Annotated in this window: 21 protein-coding genes; 13 read left to right on the top strand and 8 right to left on the bottom strand. The window is 71.5% G+C overall.

The window, feature by feature from the left end:
* The 4 genes from HKK72_RS15595 to hisN all read right to left on the bottom strand — a co-directional run.
* The coding region (locus HKK72_RS15595) for a M28 family peptidase (RefSeq protein WP_222720750.1) at positions 1-1,060 on the bottom strand (1,060 nt) is incomplete at its 3' end.
* Positions 1,061-1,121: 61 nt separating this feature from the next.
* Positions 1,122-2,306, bottom strand: a complete 1,185-nt coding sequence (lhgO, locus tag HKK72_RS15590; protein ID WP_315987276.1) for an L-2-hydroxyglutarate oxidase — start codon at positions 2,304-2,306, stop codon at positions 1,122-1,124.
* A 418-nt stretch (positions 2,307-2,724) separates the two neighbouring features.
* Positions 2,725-2,916: a hypothetical protein gene (locus HKK72_RS15585; protein ID WP_187235083.1), complete on the bottom strand. Its 192-nt coding sequence runs from the start codon at positions 2,914-2,916 to the stop codon at positions 2,725-2,727.
* Positions 2,917-3,024: 108 nt separating this feature from the next.
* Positions 3,025-3,828, bottom strand: coding sequence for a histidinol-phosphatase (hisN, locus tag HKK72_RS15580; protein WP_187235082.1), 804 nt, complete (start codon positions 3,826-3,828; stop codon positions 3,025-3,027).
* Positions 3,829-3,955: 127 nt separating this feature from the next.
* On the opposite strand from hisN, the gene HKK72_RS15575 reads away from it, so the two are divergent.
* Together HKK72_RS15575 and HKK72_RS15570 are read left to right on the top strand one after the other, a co-directional pair.
* Positions 3,956-4,411: a DUF4442 domain-containing protein gene (locus HKK72_RS15575; RefSeq protein ID WP_187235081.1), complete on the top strand. Its 456-nt coding sequence runs from the start codon at positions 3,956-3,958 to the stop codon at positions 4,409-4,411.
* A 61-nt stretch (positions 4,412-4,472) separates the two neighbouring features.
* A complete protein-coding gene (locus HKK72_RS15570) occupies positions 4,473-5,324 on the top strand; it encodes a hypothetical protein (RefSeq protein ID WP_187235080.1) in 852 nt (283 codons plus the stop codon).
* A gap of 66 nt (positions 5,325-5,390) precedes the next feature.
* On the opposite strand, the gene rsgA is transcribed toward HKK72_RS15570, so the two are convergent.
* Positions 5,391-6,383, bottom strand: coding sequence for a ribosome small subunit-dependent GTPase A (gene rsgA, locus HKK72_RS15565; protein ID WP_187235079.1), 993 nt, complete (start codon positions 6,381-6,383; stop codon positions 5,391-5,393).
* Positions 6,380-7,639, bottom strand: coding sequence for a 3-phosphoshikimate 1-carboxyvinyltransferase (gene aroA / locus HKK72_RS15560; protein WP_187235078.1), 1,260 nt, complete (start codon positions 7,637-7,639; stop codon positions 6,380-6,382). The genes rsgA and aroA overlap by 4 nt, the downstream gene beginning before the upstream one ends.
* A 209-nt stretch (positions 7,640-7,848) precedes the next feature.
* On the opposite strand from aroA, the gene HKK72_RS42155 reads away from it, so the two are divergent.
* Complete coding sequence (locus HKK72_RS42155) at positions 7,849-9,693, top strand: ATP-binding cassette domain-containing protein (protein WP_187235077.1); 1,845 nt, start codon at positions 7,849-7,851, stop codon at positions 9,691-9,693.
* Positions 9,690-11,366, top strand: coding sequence for a thiol reductant ABC exporter subunit CydC (gene cydC, locus HKK72_RS15550; RefSeq protein WP_187235076.1), 1,677 nt, complete (start codon positions 9,690-9,692; stop codon positions 11,364-11,366). Before HKK72_RS42155 ends, cydC begins: the two co-directional genes overlap by 4 nt.
* Before the next feature lie 11 nt (positions 11,367-11,377).
* On the opposite strand, the gene HKK72_RS15545 is transcribed toward cydC, so the two are convergent.
* On the bottom strand, positions 11,378-11,887 hold the full coding sequence (locus tag HKK72_RS15545; RefSeq protein WP_187235075.1) for a DoxX family protein: 510 nt from the start codon (positions 11,885-11,887) through the stop codon (positions 11,378-11,380).
* A gap of 63 nt (positions 11,888-11,950) precedes the next feature.
* Between HKK72_RS15545 and HKK72_RS15540 the strand changes: the two genes are divergently transcribed.
* Both HKK72_RS15540 and HKK72_RS15535 read left to right on the top strand, forming a co-directional pair.
* A complete protein-coding gene (locus HKK72_RS15540; protein WP_187235074.1) occupies positions 11,951-12,721 on the top strand; it encodes an SOS response-associated peptidase in 771 nt (256 codons plus the stop codon).
* Between the two features lie 48 nt (positions 12,722-12,769).
* Positions 12,770-13,129 (top strand): TraR/DksA family transcriptional regulator, encoded by a 360-nt coding sequence (locus tag HKK72_RS15535; protein ID WP_315987275.1) that lies wholly within the window; start codon positions 12,770-12,772, stop codon positions 13,127-13,129.
* Positions 13,130-13,149: 20 nt separating this feature from the next.
* On the opposite strand, the gene HKK72_RS15530 is transcribed toward HKK72_RS15535, so the two are convergent.
* Positions 13,150-13,902 (bottom strand): methyltransferase domain-containing protein, encoded by a 753-nt coding sequence (locus HKK72_RS15530; RefSeq protein ID WP_187235073.1) that lies wholly within the window; start codon positions 13,900-13,902, stop codon positions 13,150-13,152.
* Between the two features lie 370 nt (positions 13,903-14,272).
* On the opposite strand from HKK72_RS15530, the gene HKK72_RS15525 reads away from it, so the two are divergent.
* From HKK72_RS15525 to HKK72_RS15495, 7 genes are all read left to right on the top strand, one after another.
* Positions 14,273-14,887, top strand: a complete 615-nt coding sequence (locus HKK72_RS15525; RefSeq protein WP_410050307.1) for a sigma-70 family RNA polymerase sigma factor — start codon at positions 14,273-14,275, stop codon at positions 14,885-14,887.
* On the top strand, positions 14,884-15,156 hold the full coding sequence (gene rsrA / locus HKK72_RS15520; RefSeq protein ID WP_187235072.1) for a mycothiol system anti-sigma-R factor: 273 nt from the start codon (positions 14,884-14,886) through the stop codon (positions 15,154-15,156). The genes HKK72_RS15525 and rsrA overlap by 4 nt, the downstream gene beginning before the upstream one ends.
* A gap of 138 nt (positions 15,157-15,294) precedes the next feature.
* A complete protein-coding gene (locus HKK72_RS15515) occupies positions 15,295-16,206 on the top strand; it encodes an NAD-dependent epimerase/dehydratase family protein (RefSeq protein WP_187235071.1) in 912 nt (303 codons plus the stop codon).
* 384 nt (positions 16,207-16,590) lie between these two features.
* A complete protein-coding gene (locus HKK72_RS15510) occupies positions 16,591-17,928 on the top strand; it encodes an HD-GYP domain-containing protein (RefSeq protein ID WP_187235070.1) in 1,338 nt (445 codons plus the stop codon).
* A 142-nt stretch (positions 17,929-18,070) separates the two neighbouring features.
* Positions 18,071-19,423 carry an HD-GYP domain-containing protein gene (locus tag HKK72_RS15505; RefSeq protein WP_187235069.1) on the top strand — a complete coding sequence of 451 codons (1,353 nt, stop codon included), beginning with the start codon at positions 18,071-18,073 and terminating at the stop codon, positions 19,421-19,423.
* A 187-nt stretch (positions 19,424-19,610) separates the two neighbouring features.
* Positions 19,611-20,972, top strand: a complete 1,362-nt coding sequence (locus tag HKK72_RS15500; RefSeq protein WP_187235068.1) for an acetyl/propionyl/methylcrotonyl-CoA carboxylase subunit alpha — start codon at positions 19,611-19,613, stop codon at positions 20,970-20,972.
* 61 nt (positions 20,973-21,033) lie between these two features.
* The gene (locus HKK72_RS15495) at positions 21,034-21,246 is read left to right on the top strand and encodes a biotin/lipoyl-binding carrier protein (protein ID WP_315987274.1); all 213 of its coding nucleotides are present in this window, start codon (positions 21,034-21,036) and stop codon (positions 21,244-21,246) included.
* The last annotated feature ends 15 nt before the right edge of the window (positions 21,247-21,261 follow it).

Raw genomic sequence — 21,261 nt, 5'->3', positions numbered from 1 at the left:
CGGCGGAGCCGATCAGTTCCAGCGACACCTGCAGTCGCTCCAGGCTGACGTTCTTCTTGATGGTGTCCTCGGGTGTGTGGTAGATCGGCAGCTCGCTGGGCGCTCCCTCGCCCCGCCAGCTGAAGTTGCCCGACGCTATGCCGCGTTCGAAGAACGGCACGTGGTCACTCGACCCGCGCGCGGTCGGCGCGCTGATCTGGCCGGTGTAACCGAGGCGCCCGGCGGCGGCCGACACCGCGGCCGTGGTCGCGTTGTCGGCGCCGTCGACCGACAGCAGCCAATAACGGGTGGCGGGGGAGTGGCTGGTCGCGACCATGTCGTTCTGGAAGCAGCCGGCGATGTTGCCCGCCTCGGCGTCGGTCAACCCGGCGACATAGTGGGTGGAGCCGATCAGCCCGTACTCCTCCGACCCCGACAGCGCGAATCGCAGGGCCTTCTGGGTCGGCAGGCGGCGCAGCGCCCGCGCCAGTTCCAGGCACAGGACGGTGCCGCTGCCGTCGTCGTTGGCGCCGGGCGAGCCCGGGACGCTGTCGTAGTGGGCGCTCACCATCACGACGTCGCCGTCGGGATTGGGGAAGGTGGCCTTCCGCTCGGCGAGGACGTTGTAGGACGTGAGCGAGGCGTGGTGCGTCACGGTCAGGGACAGCTTCGAGACGCCCGCGCGGATGCGCTCACCGTGGTACTGGGCGATGCCGATCACAGGGACGGCCACCGGCTCGGCCAGCGCCGGGGCGAACGCGGCGGCCTTGCGCTCCGGGAAGGCGGCCGTGGGCACGTTCGCGATGAGGACCGCCGCCGCGCCCTTGGCGGCGGCCGCCTCGGCCTGGACGAGTTCGCTGCCGGCGACGCGGGTGAACAGGGCGATCCGGCCGCTCAGGTCACCGGTGACCTCGGTCGCCGTGCCCAGGTCGACGATGTTCCCCTTGGCAGAGGCGACGGCGCCCTGAGCGGCGGCGCTGGCCTGCCAGCGCTCGCCGTGCGACACCTTCATCTCGGCGAGGTACCTGTCCGGCACCGAGAAGGGCTGGAGCACGACCTTGTAGTCGAGGTCCTTGAGCACCTTGGCGATGTACTTGGCCGCACGGTGCTCCGACTCGGTCCGCCGTAGTGCTAGCGCTGAGTCAGGTCGCCAGGTCGACGATGTACTCGGCGATGGCCAGCGACGACGTCGCCGCCGGAGAGGGCGCGTTGCGCACCGTCACGACCCGGCCGACCCGGCCGAGCCGGAAGTCGTCCACCAGTGATCCGTCGGCATCGACGGTCTGGGCCCGCACCCCAGCGGGGGCGCGCACCACGTCGGCCGCGGTCAACTCCGGCACGAAGGTGCGGGCCCGCGCGATGAACGCGCGCCGCGAGACCGAGCCGTACATCTCCATCAGCCCGGTGCGCCAGTTCCGCCGGGCCATCCGCCGGGAGCCCGGCCACCGCAGCGTCTCCCAGAGGTCGGCCCCGCTCAGGTCCCGGCGCCGGTAACCCTCGCGGGCCAGCGCCGGCACCGCGTTCGGGCCCACGTCGACGCCGCCGTCCACCCGCCGGGTGAAGTGCACGCCGAGGAACGGGTAGCGCGGGTCGGGGACCGGGTAGATCAGCCCGCGCACCAGATCCGTACGGGACGGCACGAGGCGGTAGTACTCGCCGCGGAACGGCACGATCGCCGGGCCGGGGGAGTCACCGGCCAGCCGCGCGACCCGGTCGGCCTGAAGGCCTGCGCACACGATCAGCCGGTCGAAGACGAACTCCTCCCGCGCCGTGATCACCCGTACCCGCTCGCCGTCCCGCCGGATGCCGATGACCTCGCAGCCGAGGCGTACGGCCCCGCCGGCGCCGAGCACGTCGCCCGCGAACGCGCGGGCCACGGCGGGGAAGTCGACGATGGCGGTGTGCGGCGAGTGCAGCGCCGCGACACCGGCGGCGTGCGGCTCGACCTCCCGGAGCCCGGACCCGTCGAGCCACCGCAGCCCGGGAACACCGTTCTCGGCGGCGCGCCGCTCGATCTCACGCAGCGGTGCCACCTCGGCGTCGGTGCGCGCGACGATGACCTTGCCGCACTCGTCGTACGGCAGATCGCGCTCGGCGCAGAACTCCTGGAGCAGGCCGATGCCGCGGCGGCAGAGCCGGGCCTTCAGCGACCCGGGAGCGTAGTAGACGCCCGCATGGGCGACGCCGCTGTTGTGGCCGGTCTGGTGCGCGGCCACCCGGTCCTCCTTGTCGAGGACGGTGACCGACTCCTCCGGCCGCAGCTCGAGAATTCTCCTGGCCACGGCCAGCCCGAGGATGCCGGCCCCCACCACCCCGACCTTGGTCACAGGCCGACGCTAGCGCAGGGGCCGGTACGGCGCGCGACCGCACAGGTCGTGTGCGACCCCGAGTGGGAATGATGAGGATCAGGGCACGTGAACTGGGGGTGAGGTGACCCGGAGAATGACGACCGGCCGGGAGCGCGAGGCGGCCGGGGAGGGCTGCGACGGTGGCTCGTCGGGGACCTGCGCGATCTCGCGGGCTCGGGCGAGATCCGCCTTCCACTGGGCGGAGGGCAACCCGATCGTGGCCATGATCCGCTACCTGCTCTTCGGCGGTGGAGACGTGCCGCCGCTCACGCGTGAGGTGGTGCGGCAGGCCGAACCCGACGTCTCCCGGCGTCCCAGGTCCATGTCGGGTAGCGCGGCTCGCCGGCCCGTACCCGGGCCGCAGGCCGCGCCGTATGTCGCCGTGGAGAAGGCCCGCCTACGACCCGATGCGCTTACGGCCCTGAGAGCGCACCCGCCGCCGCTGCGAGGGGTCCAGCATCAGGTACGCCACGACGGGCGCGCCGATCACGCCGAGAATGATCAGGGCTGAGATCCACCAGGGCAGGATCCACAGGGTCAGCAGCCCGACGGCGACCCCTCCGATGACGAACTTGGTTCGTGTCGACATTCCCGAACACCTCCGGCCGCTAATGCACTACCAGGAAAACGGCCGCTCGGCCGGTGGGGTTCCGGTGGAGCGGAGTTTCCACGATATATCTCGTGACGCGCGACGGCACTAAACGCGATGCGTCAGCCTGCCGCCACCGAGAGTGCGGAGAACCTCGTTGTGCAGATGGCCGTTGCTGCACACCACACTTCCCCCGTCGGGACGGGGTGTGCCGGTGAGATCGGTGAAGACCCCGCCGGCCTCCTCGACGATGACCTGCAGCGCGGCGAGGTCCCAGAGGCTCACTTCGGGCTCGGTGGAGATGTCGACCGCTCCCTCGGCCACCATCATGTGCGACCAGAAATCGCCGTAGGCGCGGGTGCGCCAGACCGACCGGGTGAGATCCATGAAGCTGTCCAGCCGGTCGTGCTCCTCCCAGCCGCTCAGGCTGGAGAACGACAGTGAGGCGTCGGCCAGTCGCGTCACCGACGAGACCTGGAGTCGGCTCGCCTTCGCCAGGCTGCGCCCGGTCCAGGCGCCGCCGTCGCGGGCGGCCCACCACCGGCGGCTGAGGGACGGGGCGGAGACCAGCCCCACGACGACCTCGTCGCCCTCCATGAGCGCGATCAGAGTCGCCCACACCGGTACGCCCCGGACGAAGTTCTTGGTGGCGTCGATCGGGTCGATGACCCAGCATCGCGGCCCGTATCCGGTCTTGCCGTACTCCTCGCCGATCACGGCGTCGCGCGGGCGAGCCCGTTTGAGCGTGCCGCGGATCTGGTCCTCGACCGCGCGGTCGGCGTCACTCACCGGGGTGAGGTCCGGTTTGGTCTCGATGCGCAGGTCGAGCGCCCGGAATCGCCGCGTCGTGATGTCGTCGGCCGCGTCCGCCAGCACATGGGCCAGACGCAGGTCATCGGAATAGCCTGCCACGACGTGCAACGCTACCGCGATCACGGCATGTGCTGACAGACTTACTCGGGTGAAGGCGCTGTCGTATCCGGAGCCGGCCTGGTCGGCGGGGGCGGCGGAGCTCCCCTACTTGCCAGTAGCATGCGGTATGGCCACTGTTGATCTAGCAACGGTACGCAACGCGCTCACCGGGCTGGTGCCCTTCGTACGGTTGATCGGCCCGGAATTCCTCGAGCACGAAGAGGGGCGCGCCCTGCTGCGCCAGCCGGATCGCGAAGAACTGCACAACCACGTCGGCGGTCCGCACGCGGGGGTGCTGTTCTCGCTGGCCGAGACGGCCTCGGGCGCCGTGGTGATCGGCGCCTTCATGGACCAGCTCCCCATCGCGACCCCGCTGGCCGTCAGCGCGGACATCCGCTATCTGAAGCTCGCCCGTGGAGAGGTGACCGCCGAGGCGCTGCTGAGCCGTCCCGCGGCGGACGTGCGTGCCGAACTCGCCGACGGCGGGCGGCCGGAGTTCGACGTCGCGGTGACGATCCGGCGCGCCGATGGCGAGATGGTCGCCGAGATGACCGTCCGCTGGACACTGCGTCCCAATGACTGATGCCGACGGCTCCGGGTGTTACGGCGGCGACGCGCCGTCCCCGGATGGGAGCATTGAGCGCATGGCCCACGACCTTCCCGCCTGGGTGTCCGAGCTGACCGACCCCCGGCGGGCGACCACGCTCGACGAGCTCGCCGACCGCCTGGTGCCGCTCGCAGAGCACGCCATCGATGTGTCGCGGCGGCTGCAGGCCCTGCTCTCCGAGTTGAACGAGCCGTTCAAACGCGAGGCGCTGTACGGGCGGGTGGAGCGGCTCAAGACCCGGTCCACCGAAGCGCTGGGCGAGGTCTCCGGGGAGATCTCCGCTTCCGGCAGACAGCGCATCGAGCGGGTCTGGGCGGCCTGGCACGAGCGCCGCGCTGACGGCGAGCTCGGCGCGGAGCTGCGGCAGCGGCTCGACAGCGATGTGATCCCGGCTCTCACCACTCAGGAGCGCGCCGTCGCGGAACAGGTCGCCGAGCACGTCGCCGGAGCCCTGGAGACGGTGAACCGGACCCTGCTCGGCCAGGTGGAGGAACTCGCCACCGCGGTCACCGACATGATCCATGACGTGCTGCCGCTGGCCCACGAGGGGCTGAACCTGGCGAGCCGCATCTCCACGCTCTCGAGCCGGGCGCGGCAGGCCGGCCGGAGCGAGGTGCCCGCCGAGCTCAGGGCCGAGGCCATCGAGCTTGCGGCCGCCTCTGAGAGCACGATCGCCCGGCTGGAGCTGGAGTGGGCGGCGCTCGGCGCGCGCACGGCGACCGTGCGTGCGGCCCTGCGGGCCGCGGAGGAGACCGCCTTCAGCGAGGTCACGGCCCAGATGACCCGGTGCGTCGAAGAACTCGCACCCGCCCACATCAACGTGCTCAACGAGGCAGAGGCCCGTGCCATGGCCCTCGTCGACGAGCTCGGCCCGGGCGCCCCTTCCTGATGATCACGGGGCCTAATGATCACACCAGCCTAGCGATCACACCGGCCTGATCACCGATCACAGCCGTCAGTCCGGCTCGCCTTCGCGGCTCTCCAGGAGGCGGCGCAGCGAGTAGAGGCGGGCCGCGTCGGCATGCCCGCCGGCGACCCACGCGTCGAGGGCGCAGTCGGGCTGCAGGTGGGTGCAGGCCCGAGGGCACTCGGCGGCGCCCTCGGCGAGATCTGGAAAGGCGCCGAGCAGGCTCGACGGGGCCACATGGGCCAGCCCGAAGCTCCGGACACCGGGGGTGTCGATGATCCAGCCGCCGTCCGGGAGCGCCAGCGCGATCGCCGACGACGAGGTGTGACGGCCCCGGCCGGTGACCGGGTTGACGTGGCTGACGGCTCGGAAGGCGTCCGGCACCAGCGCGTTGACCAGCGTCGACTTGCCTACGCCGGAGTGGCCGACGAGCACGCTCATCCGTCCGGCCAGTCTCTCGTTCAGCTCGTCGACCCGGCCGCCGCGGGTGGTCACCACATAGGGCACGCCGAGCGGGTCGTAGGCCGCCACCAGCTCGTCCGGCGAGGCCAGATCGGCCTTGGTGAGGCACAGCAGCGGGTCCAGCCCCGCGTCATAGGCCGCCACCAGGCAACGGTCGATCATCCGCGGCCGTGGCTCCGGGTCGGCGAGCGCCGTGACGATGACCAGTTGCTCGGCATTGGCGACGATGATCCGCTCGAAGGGGTCGGTGTCGTCGGCCGTACGGCGCAACGCCGACGAGCGGGGCTGGACCCGGACGATGCGGGCCAGCGTGTCGGGCTCGCCGGAGACGTCGCCGACCACCGAGACCCGGTCGCCGACCACCACGCTCTTACGGCCCAGCTCCCGTGCGCGCATGGCGGTCACCATGTGGTCGTCGATCAGGCAGTGGTAGCGGCCACGGTCGACGCCGAGCACCAGGGCCGTGACGGCCTCCCCGTGCGCGGGCCTGCGGCGCGTGCGCGGGCGGGTACCACGGCGGCCGGGCCGGACCCGTACGTCGTCCTCGCTGAAGTCGTCCAGGCGGCGTGCCAGCGTCACCCCTCCAGCATTCGGGTCCACAGTGCGGTGAACTCGGGAAGGGTCTTGGCCACGGTGTCCACGTTCTCGATCTCGACGCCCGGAACGGCGAGGCCGAGCAGGGCCGCAGCCATCACCATCCGGTGGTCGTCATAGGTGTGGAACACGCCGCCGTGCAGCGGGCGCGGGCGGATCTCCAGTCCGTCGGCGAGTTCCCGGACGTCACCGCCCAGCCCGTTGATCTCGGCGACCAGCGCGGCCAGCCGGTCGGTCTCGTGCCCGCGCAGGTGCGCGATGCCCGTGAGCCGCGAGGGGGAGGCGGCCAGCGCGGCCAGAGCCGCCATGACCGGGGTGAGCTCGCCGACGTCGTGCAGGTCGGCCTCGATGCCCTCGACCGTGCCGCCGCCGCGCACGGTCAGCCCGTCGTCGTCATGTGACACGGTCGCGCCCATGCGCTCCAGCAGCCCGCGGAGCGCGTCGCCTGGCTGAGTGGTGTCGGCCGGCCAGTCCCGCACCGTCACCCGGCCCCCGGTCACCAGCGCGGCGCCGAGGAACTGCGCGGCGTTGGACAGGTCGGGCTCGATGTGGCATTCGCCGCCCCCGACGGCCCCGGGCGCGACCCGCCACACGCTCTCGTCGGCCTCGACGGCCACACCGGCGGCGCGGAGCATTCGTACGGTCATCTCCAGGTGCGGCGCGGACGGTACCGGTGGCCCCTCATGGCGCACCTCGGCGCCCTTGTCGAACCGGGGGGCGGCCAGCAGCAGCCCGGAGACCAGCTGGGAGGAGCTCGAGGCGTCGATCGTGACGGCGCCGCCGGGCACGCGGCCACGCCCGAGGACGGTGAAGGGCAGGGCGCCGCGGCCGGCATCGTCGATCTCGGCCCCCAACGCGCGCAGCGCCATGATCAGTGGGCCCATGGGCCGATCCCTCGCCCGCGGGTCGCCGTCGACGATCACCTCGCCGTCGGCCAGCGCGGCGACCGGCGGCACGAACCGCATGACCGTGCCCGCGAGTCCCGCGTCCACCCGGGCCGGGCCGCTCAGCTCGCTCGGTGTGACGGTCCAGTCCGCCTCACCGGTGACACCGGCGCCCAGGGCGCGCAACGCATCTGCCATGAGCAGCGTGTCGCGGCTGCGCAGGGGACGCCGGACGACCGTGGGCGCGGATGCCAGCGCCGCCAGGATGAGCGCACGGTTGGTCATCGACTTCGAGCCCGGCAGGGCGAGCGTCGCGTTCACCGGGCCGTCGGCCGAGGGAGCGGTCCAGTCAGGCATGTACGTGAGGTTACCGGTTCGCGGCGGGGCGGGATCTTTGTGCTCCGGCGGGCAACGGCTCGGCAACGGCATCGCCAGCCTTGCGGAATGTACCGGGAGATCGCGCGGTGCCGAAGGCGGGCGCGGGTCTAGGTTCGACGCGATCCACCTGATGTCTCCCCACCGCGGACGCGGGTTCCGGAGACGTCGTCAACTCGGGGGAGGCGACCGTGGACGAGGTGCCGACCGCGCGCCCGCGGTGCTCGATCAGCGGATGGATCAGGGGCCGGACCAGCGGATGGATCACCGGCGGGGTCAGAAGCCGGATCAGCGGCCGGGCCACGGGCGGGATCAGGGGCCGGATCAGCGGCCGGGTCGCCACCGTCTTCGACATCCGGCTGGCCCGGCATGCTCCGGCCACCACGCGCTGCCTCGTCGTCTGCATGGTGCTCGCGTCGGGCACCGCGGCATGTGTGATCGCGCAGGCGGCCCTGCTCGCCCACGCGCTCTCGGCCCTGGCCGTCCCACCTGCTCTCGCCGCGGTGGTGGCCGTACGGGCGGTGCTGGCATGGGCAGGGGAGTTCGCGGCGCACCGCACCGCCGCCGAGGTCGCGTCGCGGCTGCGAACCCGTCTGCTGGCGCGGGCCGTGCGGAACGGCCCGTGCCCGCGGCCGACCGAGCCCGCCGCCCTGGTGGCCCGGGTCGACGCGCTCGCACCGTACTTCTCTCGCTGCCTGCCGCGGCTCAGCGTGGCGGTGGTCGTTCCCGCGGCGATGCTGGCCGCCCTGGCCGTGGCCGACCTTCTCTCGGCCGGCATCGTGCTCGCGACGCTGGCGCTGTTCGCGCTCTGCGGCCGACTCGTCGGTGGCCCCGCGGCTGCCCGCGCCGTGCGGCAGCGGCGGACGGCGGACGCCCTCGCGGCCCATTTCACCGACCTGGTCGCGGGCCTGCCGACGTTGACGGTGTACGGCCGGGCTCGAGCGCAGGGGTGGCACATCGCGAGAGCCACCGAGCAGTACCGGATGGCGGCGCTCGTGACCTCGCGCCTCTCGTTCCGCTCCGCCCTGGTGCTGGAGGCGGCTGCCACGTTCTCCGTGGCACTCGTCGTGCTGTCGGCCGGCCTCCGCCTGGCCTCGGGGGCGCTGACCTTGCAGTCGGCGCTCTTCGCGGCGCTCCTGACGGTCGAGGCGGGCCTACCACTGCACCGGCTGACGGGGCATCTGCGCGCGGGCCGGGGGAGTCTGGCCGCCGTCGGCGGCATCCTCGACTTCCTCGAAACGCCGGCCCGCCCGGCCGAGCGCGGGTCCGCCAGGTCATGGGAAGGGAACGGCGGCTCTCGGGGAGGCGAGGACTGCTCACGCGGAGGCCAGGGCGGCCCAGGGGGAGGAGAGCGCGGCGACCTCGCGGACCCGCGCTCACTGACGATCCGGGTCGAGGACGTGGTGATCGCCCGCAGCCCCGGGCCCTCGCAGGGTGCGGTCTCGCTGACGCTGACGCCGGGGACCACGACGGCACTGGCCGGACCTCCCGGAGCGGGGAAGTCCGATCTGATCGCGGCACTGCTCGGCTTCGAGACCCCCATCGCGGGCCGCATCATGGTCGGTGACCGCCGGCTGGTGGCCGGCGAGAGCTGGCGAAACCGGATCGCATGGGTTCCGCAGCGGCCGGCGCTCTTCGCGGGAACGGTGGCCGACAACATCGCCGTCGCGGTGCCCGGGGCCCGCGCCGATGCCGTGGCCAAGGCCGCGGCGGCGGCCGGAGTGACCTCGTCCACCCACCTGGACGCCAGGCTCGGCCCGGGCGGGTCCGGCCTGTCCACGGCCGGGCGGCGGCAGGTCGCGCTGGCCCGCGCCGTGCTGCGCTGCGACCTCCTCGACCCGCCGCTGCTGCTGTTCGACGAGCCGACGGCCGACCTCGGCGTGCTCGCCGAGATCGAAATGGCCGAGGCCATCGGCGCCCTGCTTCCAGGTCGTACGGCGCTGATCGTGACCCGGCGGCGGACGCTGCTCGGCCGGGCCGACCATGTCGTCGCGCTCGGACGGCCGGGCGCGGCGCCCATGCCGGTGCCGGCATGAGCGGCCGGTCGGCCGGCCGGGGCGTCGAGGTGCGGAGCGCGGCGGCGGTCGCGGCCGGCACCGGAGCGTTCGCCTGTGCCGTCGCTCTGCTCGCCACGTCGGGATGGCTGCTGGCCTGGGCGCCGTCGCGGCCGCCCGCGGCGCATCTCGTGGGTGCGATCGTGGCCGTACAGGCCCTTGGTCTCGGCCGCTGCGCGATGCGGTACGCCGAGCGGGTGATGGCCTGCGACGCGGCGTTGCGGATGCTGGCGAGGTCGCGGGTGCGGCTCTACGAGCGCCTCGCGGCCCTCGCCCCCGCCGGACTGCACGGCCGGGTGTACGGGCGGCTGCTGGGGATGCTCGCCGCTGCGGCCGACGGCGTCGTGGGCCGGGGCAGGCACGGCCTGATGCCGGCGGCGGCCGCCATGGCGGGCGGGACCGCCGCCGTCATCGCGGAGTGGTGGTTGCTGCCGCCCGCGGGCGTGGCTCTGCTGGGGGCCCTGCTGCTCGGCGGGATCGGTGCGCCGTGGGCGGCACACCGGGCGGCCGTACGGGCGCGGCGTCGCTCGACCGCCGCGCGCACGGAACTGTCCAGGCTCACCAGGGAGACCCTGAGCGGCCTGCCCGAGCTGATCGCCTACGGCGCCGCGGCGCGGCGACTCCACGGGCTGCGCCGGATCGACACGACGGTCACGCGGGCCGAGCGCGGGTCGGCGTGGATCGAGGGAGCGGCCGCGGGCCTCACCACGCTGGTCGGCGGAGCGGCCATGTTCTGCGCCCTGCTGTTCGGCGTGGCCGCGGTGCGAGAGGGCCGTCTCGACCCGGCACTGCTCGTCGTCGCCGTACTGATCCCGCCGGCCGCCGCCGAGGCCGTCGCCGTGCTGTCGGCGGCGGTGCGGCACCACCTGCGCTCCCGCCGGGAGGTGGCCTTGATCAAGGCCGTGGCGGAGGCGCCCGACGGCGTCGCCGATCCGGCCCGACCGCTGCCGCTGCCCCTGCCCCGGCTCGGCGGATACGCGCTGCGCCTGCGGGGCGTGCGGGCCGGTGAGACGGGTGGTGACGCGGCACCCCTCACCGGGCTGGACCTGGACCTGCCGCCCGGCCGCAGAGTGGCGATGATCGGTCACGGCGACGCCGGCCGGTCCGGTTTGGCGGCGGTCCTGCTGCGGCTCGTGGACTACGAGGGCTCGGTGACGCTGAACGGCGTCGAACTGCGCGACCTCTCCAGTGCCGACGTCCGCAGGATCGTGGGCCTGTGCGCCCGGGACGCGCACGTCTTCACCGCGACGGTCGCCGAGAACATCCGGGTCGCCCGCCCCGGCGCGAGTGACGCCGAGGTGGCCCAGGCCGCCAGGCGTGCCGGGCTCGGGTCATGGTGCGCGGAGCTCCCCGACGGTCTCGCGACCCCGCTGGGCGAGCGCGGCGTGCTCGTCTCGGGCGCAGAGCGCCTGCGCATCGCCATGGCCAGGGCGCTGCTGGCCGATTTCCCGGTCCTCATCGTGGACGAGCCGAATCCGGCCGACGAGACCGACCACGCCGCCGTCCTCGCCGGGCTGCTCGTGGCGGCGGCGGGCCGGACGGTGCTGCTGATGACGCGCCGGCGGCCCATGCCGGGCGCCGACGCGGTGCTGCTGGAGATCGACGAGGTCGTCGCTCTGGACGACGCGCCACACCGTGAGCGCGTGGTGATCTGAGGGCGGCGCACCTAGCGTCTGGCGAGCTTCTTGGCCTCGCCGGCGGCGTGCTTGCGCAGATGCTTGGTCTCTACGCCGGCCTTGACCCGGGCGTCGCGGGCTCGGCGGGCGAGGCCGGAGCGGCGGCGCGGTTCAGTGGTGATCATCACCAGGGCGCCGAACAGGCTCAGGTTCTTCAGCAGGTGCGATCGTTCGCTCGCTCGGCGCTCCGGGTCGTCCTCGGTCCAGTAGCGGTGCTCGGTGAGCAGGGTCGGCACCATCTGGGCCGTGAGCAGCAGGCTGGTGAGGCGTTTGAACTTGCCGAGCGTGAGCAGGGCTCCGGTGCCCAGGCTGAGGGCGCCTTCGAGCCGTACGAGCGCCACCGGATCGTCGGTCGGCAGCCAGTCGACGCGATCGGCGATGGTCTTGACCTTGGGCGCGACGTATTCGGCGCGTTGCTGGGGGTCGCGAAGTGTCTCGAGGCCGGTGACCACGAACGGCAGCGCGACAAGGGGTCTGGCCAGGCTTCTGATGAGTCGCATGCACGCTTCATGCCCAACCGTTCGCGGGTCACGCTTACTCGCCGGATTCGGCAGGATGAGAGCATGTGCGGTCGCTATGCCACAGCGCGCAAGCGCCAAGAGTTGCTCGACGAGTTCCAAGTCCGGCTCGACGCCACCGACGACGATCTCGAGGCCGACTACAACGTCGCGCCCACCAAGCAGGTGCCCGCGATCATCGAGCGCCGTCCTCGCCCCGAGCCCGAGGCGGCCGCCGACGCCGACGGCGAGGCGGTGCGGCAGCTGCGCACGGTGCGATGGGGACTGGTGCCCTTCTGGGCCAAGGACCTCTCGATCGGCAGTCGTCTGATCAACGCGCGGGTGGAGACCGCGCACGAGAAACCGTCCTTTCGCAAGGCGTTCGCCCAGCGCCGCTGCCTGTTGCCCGCCGACGGCTACTTCGAGTGGTACACGTCGGAGACGACCGGAGCAAAGCCCAGTAAGCAACCTTTCTTCATCCGTCCGAAGGACGGGACGATCATGGCGATGGCGGGCTTGTACGAACGGTGGCGCTCGCCGGACGGAGAATGGGTCTGGAGTTGCACTGTGATCACTACGGAGGCCAGTGACGATCTCGGTCGCATTCACGATCGCATGCCCATGATCGTGCCGGCGGAACGGTGGGACGCCTGGCTGGATCCGGGCCTCACCCGGCCCGATGAGGTCAGGGGGCTGCTGGTGCCCGCGATGACCGGCACGATGGACGCCTATCCCGTCTCGAAGGCCGTCAACAACGTCAAGAACAACGGTTCCCATCTCATCCAACCATTGCCAGACGGAGACATTTCCGGGGAATATTCGGGCACGTTGTTTTAATCGCATGCTTGTTAGGTCGTGCCCCTGGCTCGGGGTGGACGGAGAGGAGTGCGCACCACCGTGGACACCTCGGCCGCACGCAACCGCCTCGAGGCGATGCTCACCGACCTCGACAGATCCATCGCGATCCTGAAGGGAGAGCATCCTGATCCGGGGGCGTCGAGTTACGACCAGCACCCGGCGGACGCGGGCACGAACCTCTCCGACGCCGACCGGGCCGAGGCGTCCCTCGAAGCGATGCAGCGGCAGCGCCACACCGTGGTGGAGGCGTTGACGCGGATCTCGGGCGGCACCTACGGAGAGTGCGTCGACTGCGCCAAGCCAGTGCCGGAAGGCCGGTTGGAGGCACGCCCCGACGCCGCCCGCTGCGTGGCATGCCAGGCCAAGCACGACCGAGCCCGCAGATAGCGCCGAGCCGCACGCGACCGTCAGGCGCTGATCCTCCTGGCGCTCGCCACGAGATGGATGCCGACGGATTCGTCACCGAGCGGCGCGGTGAGTTCGGTCTGGACGAGCTGTGCCAGGGCATCGGGGTTCACGGACACCACATGGTCGACGGCCGAGGGGGACAGCACAGTGCGGGGTCTTATCCACTCCACCTCGAGGCCCGCGTCGGTGAGGAGCTCGCGCAGCTGGTCCGCCCAGAAGCAGCGGGTGATGGTGCCGTCCGGCCACGGTACGAGCACGACCTCGGCGCTCGGCACGTCCGACAGCTGGGCCCAGTGGTTCTGCTCGGCCAGGATCGCCATCCCCAGCATCAGCGAGTCGACCGACAGCAGCAGCCGGCCGCCGGGCGCGAGCACCCTGGCGATCTCGCCCACCGTCGACTCGGTGACCAGATGCCGGGAGAGCATCCGGTTCTCCGCGATCACGGCGTCGACCGAGCCGTCGGCGAGGAAGCCGAGCGTGTGGGCCTCCGCGATGACCCGGTGGTGGTCGCCGGTGAGGTCGTCGTGGTCGGCGGGGCCATGGGCGTCGACCACCTCGACCACCCTGTGGCCGGCGGCGGCGGCCTGTTGCGCGCATCGGGCGCGCGGCCCCGAGACGTCGAGGATGAGGGCCGGGCGTCGTGGCAACCAGCGGGTCAGCTGGGCGGCCGCGACCGCTCGGTAGAAGGTCCAGTACTTCGCCAGGGAGTCGGCGTCATCAGGATCTTGGCGCGCTCCGACGACCGAGGGCATGGGGGGTCTTGCCGGCAGCGGCACCAACGGTGGCTCCTGTTTCTCGCCGTGTAAGGAACGTCTTTCCCCGTTAGGCCTCTCAGATCACACTCCGTACAGGTTGGGATGAACTGACCTGGACTCGCCCAGGCCCTTTCCTCTCCGGGTAGGGAATCGTACGGGGGGTGCCGGTGTTGCACTGCGCTGTAACCGTCTGCGACATGGAGTGAAGACAGGCCCAGCGCGGGGCGAGAGAGACAACGAGGTGTGACCGATGCCCGTAGTCGAGGACATCAGGGTGGCGGGGGGCGCTGTCGTGATCCGCCAGCGCGGACCGATATCGTCAAGGCCAAGAGGCGCACGCTCCGGCGGCGCCGAAGTCATCGAGGGGGTGGGTCAGGTCCCTGGCAGGGCGGAGACCGTAGAGCAGCGGGGCGAACGCTTCCAGCGCGACGTACTCCCGTTCCTGGACCAGTTGTACTCGGCCGCGCTGCGGATGACGCGCAATCCCGCCGATGCTGAGGATCTTGTCCAGGAGACCTTCGCGAAGGCGTTCGGGTCCTTCCATCAGTTCAAGGAGGGCACGAATCTCAAGGCGTGGCTGTATCGGATCCTGACCAACACCTTCATCAACTCCTATCGCAAGAAGCAGCGGGAGCCCAAGCGCTCGGCGGCCGAGGAGATCGAGGACTGGCAGCTCGCGCGGGCTGAGTCGCATACCTCCAGTGGGCTGAAGTCGGCTGAGGCCGAGGCACTGGAGCATCTGCCGGACTCGGATGTGAAGCGGGCGTTGCAGGATCTGCCGGAGGACTTCCGGATCGCGGTGTACCTGGCCGATGTCGAGGGGTTCGCCTATAAGGAGATCGCCGACATCATGGGGACTCCCATCGGTACGGTGATGTCCCGGCTGCATCGCGGTCGCCGCCAGCTCCGGATCATGCTGGAGGACTACGCCAGCGACCGAGGGCTGTCCCGCACCGGCGCGAACAGGGAGGACTCGGCATGAGCTGCGGAAACCCCCACGAGACGCCGTGTGACGAAGTGCTCGCCCAGGTCTACGAATATCTCGACGGGGAGCTCGGACAGGGTGGCTGCGCCGAAGTGCGGCAGCACCTCGACGAGTGTAGCCCTTGCCTACGCGAGTACGGCCTCGAAGAGGTGGTCAAGAAACTCGTCGGCAAGTCCTGCGGATGCGACCCGGTCCCGGCCGATCTGCGGGAAAAGGTGCTCGGCCGCATTCAGCAGGTGCGAGCCGAGATCGCCGAGGCGGATTGACGCCGGGCCGCCCCACGAAGGCCGCGCGGCGCGTCGGCGCCCATCTGAGCACGCCGGGCTGAGCACGGCGCGGACCAGGCCCGTGGACCGGCCCGGAAGTATCCGCAGGCGTACCCGCCCGGAAGTATCCTTCGCCGGGTGCGCGTACTCGTCACCGGCGCGGCCGGGTTCATCGGTTCCCATCTCGCAGATCGCCTGGCGGCGGACGGCCACGAGGTCATGGGCGTCGACGACTTCTCCTCCGGCGGCAACCGTCCGGAACACGCCCAGATGCACCGGCTCGACGTGGCGGACCCGGCGCTCGTCGCGTTCGCCGAGCACCGCCGTCCGGAGGTGATCTGCCATCTGGCGGCACAGGTCAGTGTGCGCAAGAGTGTCGCCGACCCGCTGCGCGACGCCCAGGTGAACGTCCTCGGCATGGTCAACGCGCTGGAGGCCGCGCGCGTCTCGTCGGCACGCAAGGTCGTGTTCGCCTCTTCGTGTGCCGTGTACGGGGTGCCCGCGGAGCTGCCGGTGCCGGCCGACGCGGCCCTGCGGCCGGCGTCGCCCTACGCGGCCTCCAAGGCGTGCGCCGAGACCTATCTGGGGATGTACCGCACCTTGTACGGCATCGACCACACCATCCTGACACTCGCCAACGTCTACGGGCCCCGGCAGAGTCCCGAGGGCGAGGCGGGCGTCATCTCGATCTTCTCCGACGCCCTGCTCACCGGGAAGCCGACCCGGCTCTACGGGGACGGCCGGAACACCCGCGACTACGTGTACGTCCACGACGTGGTGGACGCCTTCTCCCGGGCGTGCGGAGACCTGGGCGGGGGCCGGCGGTTCGACATCGGCACCGGGATGCAGACCACCGACCGGGACCTGCACACGCTGGTCGCCGAGGTCGCCGGAGCACCCGACGAGCCCGCGTTCGCGCCGCCCCGGCCCGGCGATCTGCCCGCCATGGCGGTCGATCCGGGGCCCGCCCGTACGGGCCTCGGATGGTCGCCGCGCACGAGCCTGCGCGAAGGTCTGAAGGCCACCGTGGAGTGGGCCAGGCGCGCTTGACCCCCGCACCGCCAGGCGGTGATCGCTCAGAGTGAAGATATATTCACACTTTGCTCACGATTCCCCGCTTACCCGTGTGGCGACAGGAGCGCGGGCTAGGCTTTGGTGCGGAAATGGAATCCGGCGGCGGGAAGTGGAAGGCCTGGGTGAGGACCTCGGAAGAGGGCCCGCTCACCGCCGTCGTCCCGGTTCGTCACGGCGGGCCCGGACGACCCGACCTCGGGCTGGAGGAGACAGGAAATGCTGGAACGCGTGGTGACGGCGCTCGCGTTAGCCGCCGTCATGACCGTAGTGTTGCTGACCGTGACCAAGGGCGTGTCCTGGGTCTAGGCGACTAGACCCCGGCGGCGGCCCGCTCATCGTCGACCTCCGGAGGGGGCGGCAATGCGTGGACTACCCCTCGCTGCCTGGGCGTACGTCTGCGGGGTCGCCGCGCTCGCGGCGGTCCTCGTGGGCACGGCGTCCTTCGAGGGCCGATGGCCGACACTGGCCGTGCTGGCGTTGCTCTTCATCCTGTGCGACTCGGTGCCCGCCGTGCTCAACATCGAGCGCGCCCGCGTCTCGCTCGGGTTCACGGTGGGTCTGGCGTCGGTCGTGCTGCTCGGACCCGTCGGGGCCGCGCTGGTATGCCTGTCCGCGATCGCCACCGGGCAGCTCCGGTTCGCGCCGGTCAAGCGGCTGTTCAACGGCGCGCAGTTCGCGTTGTGCGGCTACGCCGCCGGGCAGGTCTACCTGGCGTTCGGCGGGCGCGCCGGCATGCCCGAGGCGGAGTACTTCCCGAACATCATCGGTCCCTTCGTCGCCGCGGTCGTGACGTACGTCGCCGTGAACCTGGCGCTCATCGGCGGCATCCTCGTGCTCAGCAGGCAGGTGTCGGTCCGCGACTTCCGGTGGGAGCCGATCGCGCAGCTGTCCGCCGGCTACCTCGGCTACGGCATGCTCGGACTGCTCGTCGCGGGGCTCTGGCGGGTGCCCTATCTGGCGGTGCTGGCGTTCATCCCGCTGTTCATCGCGCGGTGGGCGTTCGCGCAGACCCGCGCCCAGCAGCAGGCCCACGAGGCCACCCTCGCCGCCCTCTGCCAGGCGGTCGAGACCAAGGACTACTACACGCGCGGGCACAGTGAGCGGGTCTCCCGCGGCTCGGTGATGATCGCTCAAGAGATCGGGATGCGGCCCGAGCGGGTCGAGGCGATCCGCTACGCGGGCATGCTGCACGACGTCGGCAAGCTCGGCGTCCCGACCAAGGTCCTGCAGAAGTCGGGAGATCTCAGCGAGGAGGAGTTCGCCGCCATCCAGCTCCACCCCATGCGCGGCCTCGAGATCGTCAAGGAGATCGGCTTTCTCGACGAGGCACTGGCGGGCATCATGCACCACCACGAGAAGATGAACGGCCGCGGCTACCCCATGGGGCTCGCCGGGGACGAGATCCCCGAGTTCGCGCGCGTGATCTCGGTGGCCGACGCCTTCGACTCCATGACGTCCACCCGCTCCTACCGCGACGCCCGATCAATCGACGAAGCGGTCGCCGAGCTGCGCAGGTGCGCCGGCAGCCACTTCGATCCGGCGATGGTCGACGCGTTCTTGAGGGCTCTCGGCGCCAAGGGCTGGGAGCCGCCCAAGCCCGTCACGCTGCCCGAGGACGACACCGTCGAGACCACTCTGCAGGACCACGACGACCCCAGCGTGCCGCTACGGGTCGCCGGCGAGGGAACCCGCTGGTGAGGGCCGGGGGCACGCGGGCCACGCGATCCGGGGCCGGTGCGGCGCCGGTCGCCGTGACCATGGCGTCTCGTCACCGGAGCGCCGGCACGGCGTCTCATCGCCGGAGTCTCGGCACGGCGCTCCATCGCCGGAGCCCCGCGTCATGAGCGCCACGGGAGGGCGGGCCGAGCGGGCCCCCTGGCAGACGATCGACTCGGGTCAGCTGCTGCTGATCGCGATCGCGGGCCTGATGGTGCTGATCGCGATCACTCAGGTGTCCGCCGTGGGGCTGGAGCGGCCCCAGACCGCGGTGATCTTCGGTGTGCTCATCGCGATCGGCGAACTGCTGCGCATGGTCATGCCGGGCAACCGTGAGGTCGCCCCGATCGCCACGGCCGGAGTGCTGGGCTACGGCATGCTGCTCAGCGTGGGTGCCGAACGCGCGACCCACTCGGCCCTGCAGGTGGTGGCGGTCGCCGCGGTCGGGATGCTCGTCGGCTCGCTTCCGCATGTCGCCGTGGGGCGGTCGCCGCGGCTGGACGCGATGGCCAGACGGCTGCTGTCCACGGGCCTCGTGGCGCTGCTGTTCCGGCCGGTCTCCGACGCGTCGCTGCGTGACGTGTGGTGGGCCGTCCTCGCGCTCATGGCCACGTTCGTGATGCTCTCGTGCCTCGTCGACATCTCGCTCGCCGCGATGATCCGGGCCGAGGCCGTCCGGGCCAGGTTCGGCATCGCGGTCCGTGACGAGATCGGGGCCAAGCTCGCGCTGTGCGCGGCGACGGGGGCCACCGGCATGCTGATCGCGGTGGCCACGTCGGTGATGGGGCTGGCCGCGCTCATCGTGTTCACCGCCCCCATCCTCGTGACGCAGTTCGCCTTCCGCCGCTACGCCGGCATCCGGGCGACCTACCTGCAGACCGTACGCGCCCTGTCCCGGGTCACCGAGGTCGGCGGCTACGTCGAGACCGGGCATTCGCGCCGGGTGTCGCAGCTGTCGGTGGCCACGGGCCGCGAACTGGGCATGGCCGAACCGGAACTGCTCGAACTCGAGTACGCGGCCCTCATGCACGACATCGGCCAGTTGTCGCTCGGCGACCCGATCCCGGGCGGCGCCACCGTACTGGCCTCACCGGCCGACCAGCGGCGCATCGCCGAGCTCGGCGCCGAGGTGATCAAGCAGACGGGGGTGCTCGACCGGGTCGCCGAGATCGTGCGCAGGCAATCCGACTCCTACCTTGCCGTCCGGGTGGAGCCGGTGCGGGATGAGCGCGCGGCGACAGGTGGGCCGGCCGGCCACGGGCCGGACGGTTCGGGACGAGACTCGGCCCAGCCGCTCGCGAGCCGCGTCATCAAGGTCGCCAACGCCTACGACGACCTGGTCGGAGACTCCTCCGACCGGGACCGTTCGGCGGCCGTGCTCGAGCGGCTGCGGCTGGACTCCATCTCGGAGTACGACCCCACCGTGGTCGAGGCGCTGGGCCGGGTGGTCGAGCGGCGCACGGCGATCCGCTACTAGCCGGTCACCGCACGTCTCCGCCAGCTGCCCGACCGTGTCGACAAAGTCCGGCCTGTAGTTTTGTCGAGCGGCGGAGTCGGTTTCCGGAGGGCTCTCGCACTAGTCTCAGCACGTTCGGTCCTCCGGCGAAGGCGAGCCCCTTGCGGGGGAACACAGATCGGCGCGTTCAGCGAAGGGGGTCCGTCAGGTGTTCGAGTCGGTGCTCGTGGCCAACCGTGGCGAGATCGCCAGCCGGGTGATACACACCGTACGGAAGATGGGTCTCAAGGCCATCGCCGTGTACTCCGAGGCCGACGCCGACCTTCCGTTCGTTGGCCAGGCCGACGAGGCGATCCTCATCGGCCCGCCGGATCCGCGCAGGAGCTACCTCGACATCGACGCGGTGCTCGAAGCGGCGAAGCGCACGAACGCCCGCGCGATCCACCCCGGCTACGGTTTCCTGGCCGAGAACGCCGACTTCGCCCAGCGGGTCGTGGACGAGAACCTGGCCTGGATCGGTCCGCCGCCGCTGGCCATCGCCCGGATGGGCGACAAGATCAATGCTCGCAACCTCATGATGGACGCGGGCGTCCCGGTCGCCTCCGGTACGTGGGAGCCGGTGCCCGATGTGGAGACCGCCGTCGAGGAGGCCCAGCGCATCGGTTACCCCGTCATGGTCAAGGCGGCCGGCGGTGGCGGCATCGGCATGGGCGCCGCGTTCGACGAGGCGGCCTTGCGCAAGGCCTACGACACCGCTCGCCGGGCCGCGGAGCGGTTCGCCGGCGGCGGTGGCGCCCCCGGCCGGTCCGGTAGGGACCCCGGCATCCTGCTGGAGCGTTACATCGAGCACGCCCGCCATGTCGAGGTCCAGATCCTCGGCCTGGCGGACGGCACCGTGGTGGCGCTCGGTGAACGCGACTGCTCGGTGCAGCGGCGGCACCAGAAGATCGTTGAGGAGACCCCGTCGCCGGGCGTGCGACCGGAGCTGCGGGCCCGCATGCTCGAAGCGGCCGTACGGGCCGGCGAGGCGGTCGGCTATCGCGGCGCCGGAACGGTCGAGTGCCTGGTGGACCCGGTCGCCCAGGACTTCGTGTTCCTGGAGATGAACACCCGTCTGCAGGTCGAGCACCCGATCACCGAGATGGTCACCGGCGTCGACCTGGTCGAACAGCAGTTGCTCATCGCCGCGGGCGAGGACGCGTCCTACGGCTCCGGGCCATCGGGGCACGCGATCGAGTTCCGCGTGTACGCCGAGGACCCCAAGTGCTTCCTGCCGAGCCCCGGCGAGATCAAGGTCTGGGAGGAACCGATCGGCGAGGGCATCCGCATCGACGCGGGCTACGCCGAGGGCAACCTCGTCACGCCGTTCTACGATCCGCTCCTGGCCAAACTGTGCGTGTTCGGCACCGACCGCGCCGCGGCGCTGGAACACGCCCGTGAGGCCGTCCAGGTCTTCCGGATCGACGGGCTGAAGACGAATCTTCCGTTCTTCACCGAGTTGCTGGACAACGCCGAGTTCGCACGGGGGACTTACGACACGGGGCTCGTCGCGCGGATGCGCGCATCCTGACCGAGAGATCTGCACTGGCGCCGGACGCGGGGTCGGACGGCCTTCAGAGAGAGGTACCGTGGTGGCCGAGGTCCGCGCAGAGATGGTCGCGAACGTGTGGAAGGTCGTCATCTCGGAAGGCGACGCGATCGAGGAGGGCGACACACTCGTCATCCTCGAGTCGATGAAGATGGAGATCCCCGTGCTCGCCGAGGACGAGGGCGTCATCGCCACGCTCAAGGTGGCCGAAGGCGACGTCGTTCAGGAAGGCGACCTCATCGCCGTCATCCAGTAGGCCCGAGGCCGCCGG

Source organism: Actinomadura sp. HBU206391 (genome assembly GCF_014323665.1).
In the GTDB taxonomy this organism is placed as follows: Bacteria; Actinomycetota; Actinomycetes; order Streptosporangiales; family Streptosporangiaceae; genus Actinomadura_C.
This window is presented reverse-complemented; position numbering and strand designations above follow the sequence as displayed.

What these genes read in the sequence shown, in the direction of transcription:
- HKK72_RS15530 (WP_187235073.1), bottom strand. Translation starts at nt 13,902, where the DNA reads ATGCCCTCGGTCGTCGGAGCGCGCCAAGATCCTGATGACGCCGACTCC.
- cydC (WP_187235076.1), top strand. Translation starts at nt 9,690, where the DNA reads ATGAGCGGCCGGTCGGCCGGCCGGGGCGTCGAGGTGCGGAGCGCGGCG.
- HKK72_RS15505 (WP_187235069.1), top strand. Translation starts at nt 18,071, where the DNA reads ATGAGCGCCACGGGAGGGCGGGCCGAGCGGGCCCCCTGGCAGACGATC.
- HKK72_RS15575 (WP_187235081.1), top strand. Translation starts at nt 3,956, where the DNA reads ATGGCCACTGTTGATCTAGCAACGGTACGCAACGCGCTCACCGGGCTG.
- HKK72_RS15570 (WP_187235080.1), top strand. Translation starts at nt 4,473, where the DNA reads ATGGCCCACGACCTTCCCGCCTGGGTGTCCGAGCTGACCGACCCCCGG.
- rsrA (WP_187235072.1), top strand. Translation starts at nt 14,884, where the DNA reads ATGAGCTGCGGAAACCCCCACGAGACGCCGTGTGACGAAGTGCTCGCC.
- HKK72_RS15510 (WP_187235070.1), top strand. Translation starts at nt 16,591, where the DNA reads ATGCGTGGACTACCCCTCGCTGCCTGGGCGTACGTCTGCGGGGTCGCC.
- HKK72_RS15540 (WP_187235074.1), top strand. Translation starts at nt 11,951, where the DNA reads ATGTGCGGTCGCTATGCCACAGCGCGCAAGCGCCAAGAGTTGCTCGAC.
- HKK72_RS15585 (WP_187235083.1), bottom strand. Translation starts at nt 2,916, where the DNA reads ATGTCGACACGAACCAAGTTCGTCATCGGAGGGGTCGCCGTCGGGCTG.
- aroA (WP_187235078.1), bottom strand. Translation starts at nt 7,639, where the DNA reads ATGCCTGACTGGACCGCTCCCTCGGCCGACGGCCCGGTGAACGCGACG.
- HKK72_RS15545 (WP_187235075.1), bottom strand. Translation starts at nt 11,887, where the DNA reads ATGCGACTCATCAGAAGCCTGGCCAGACCCCTTGTCGCGCTGCCGTTC.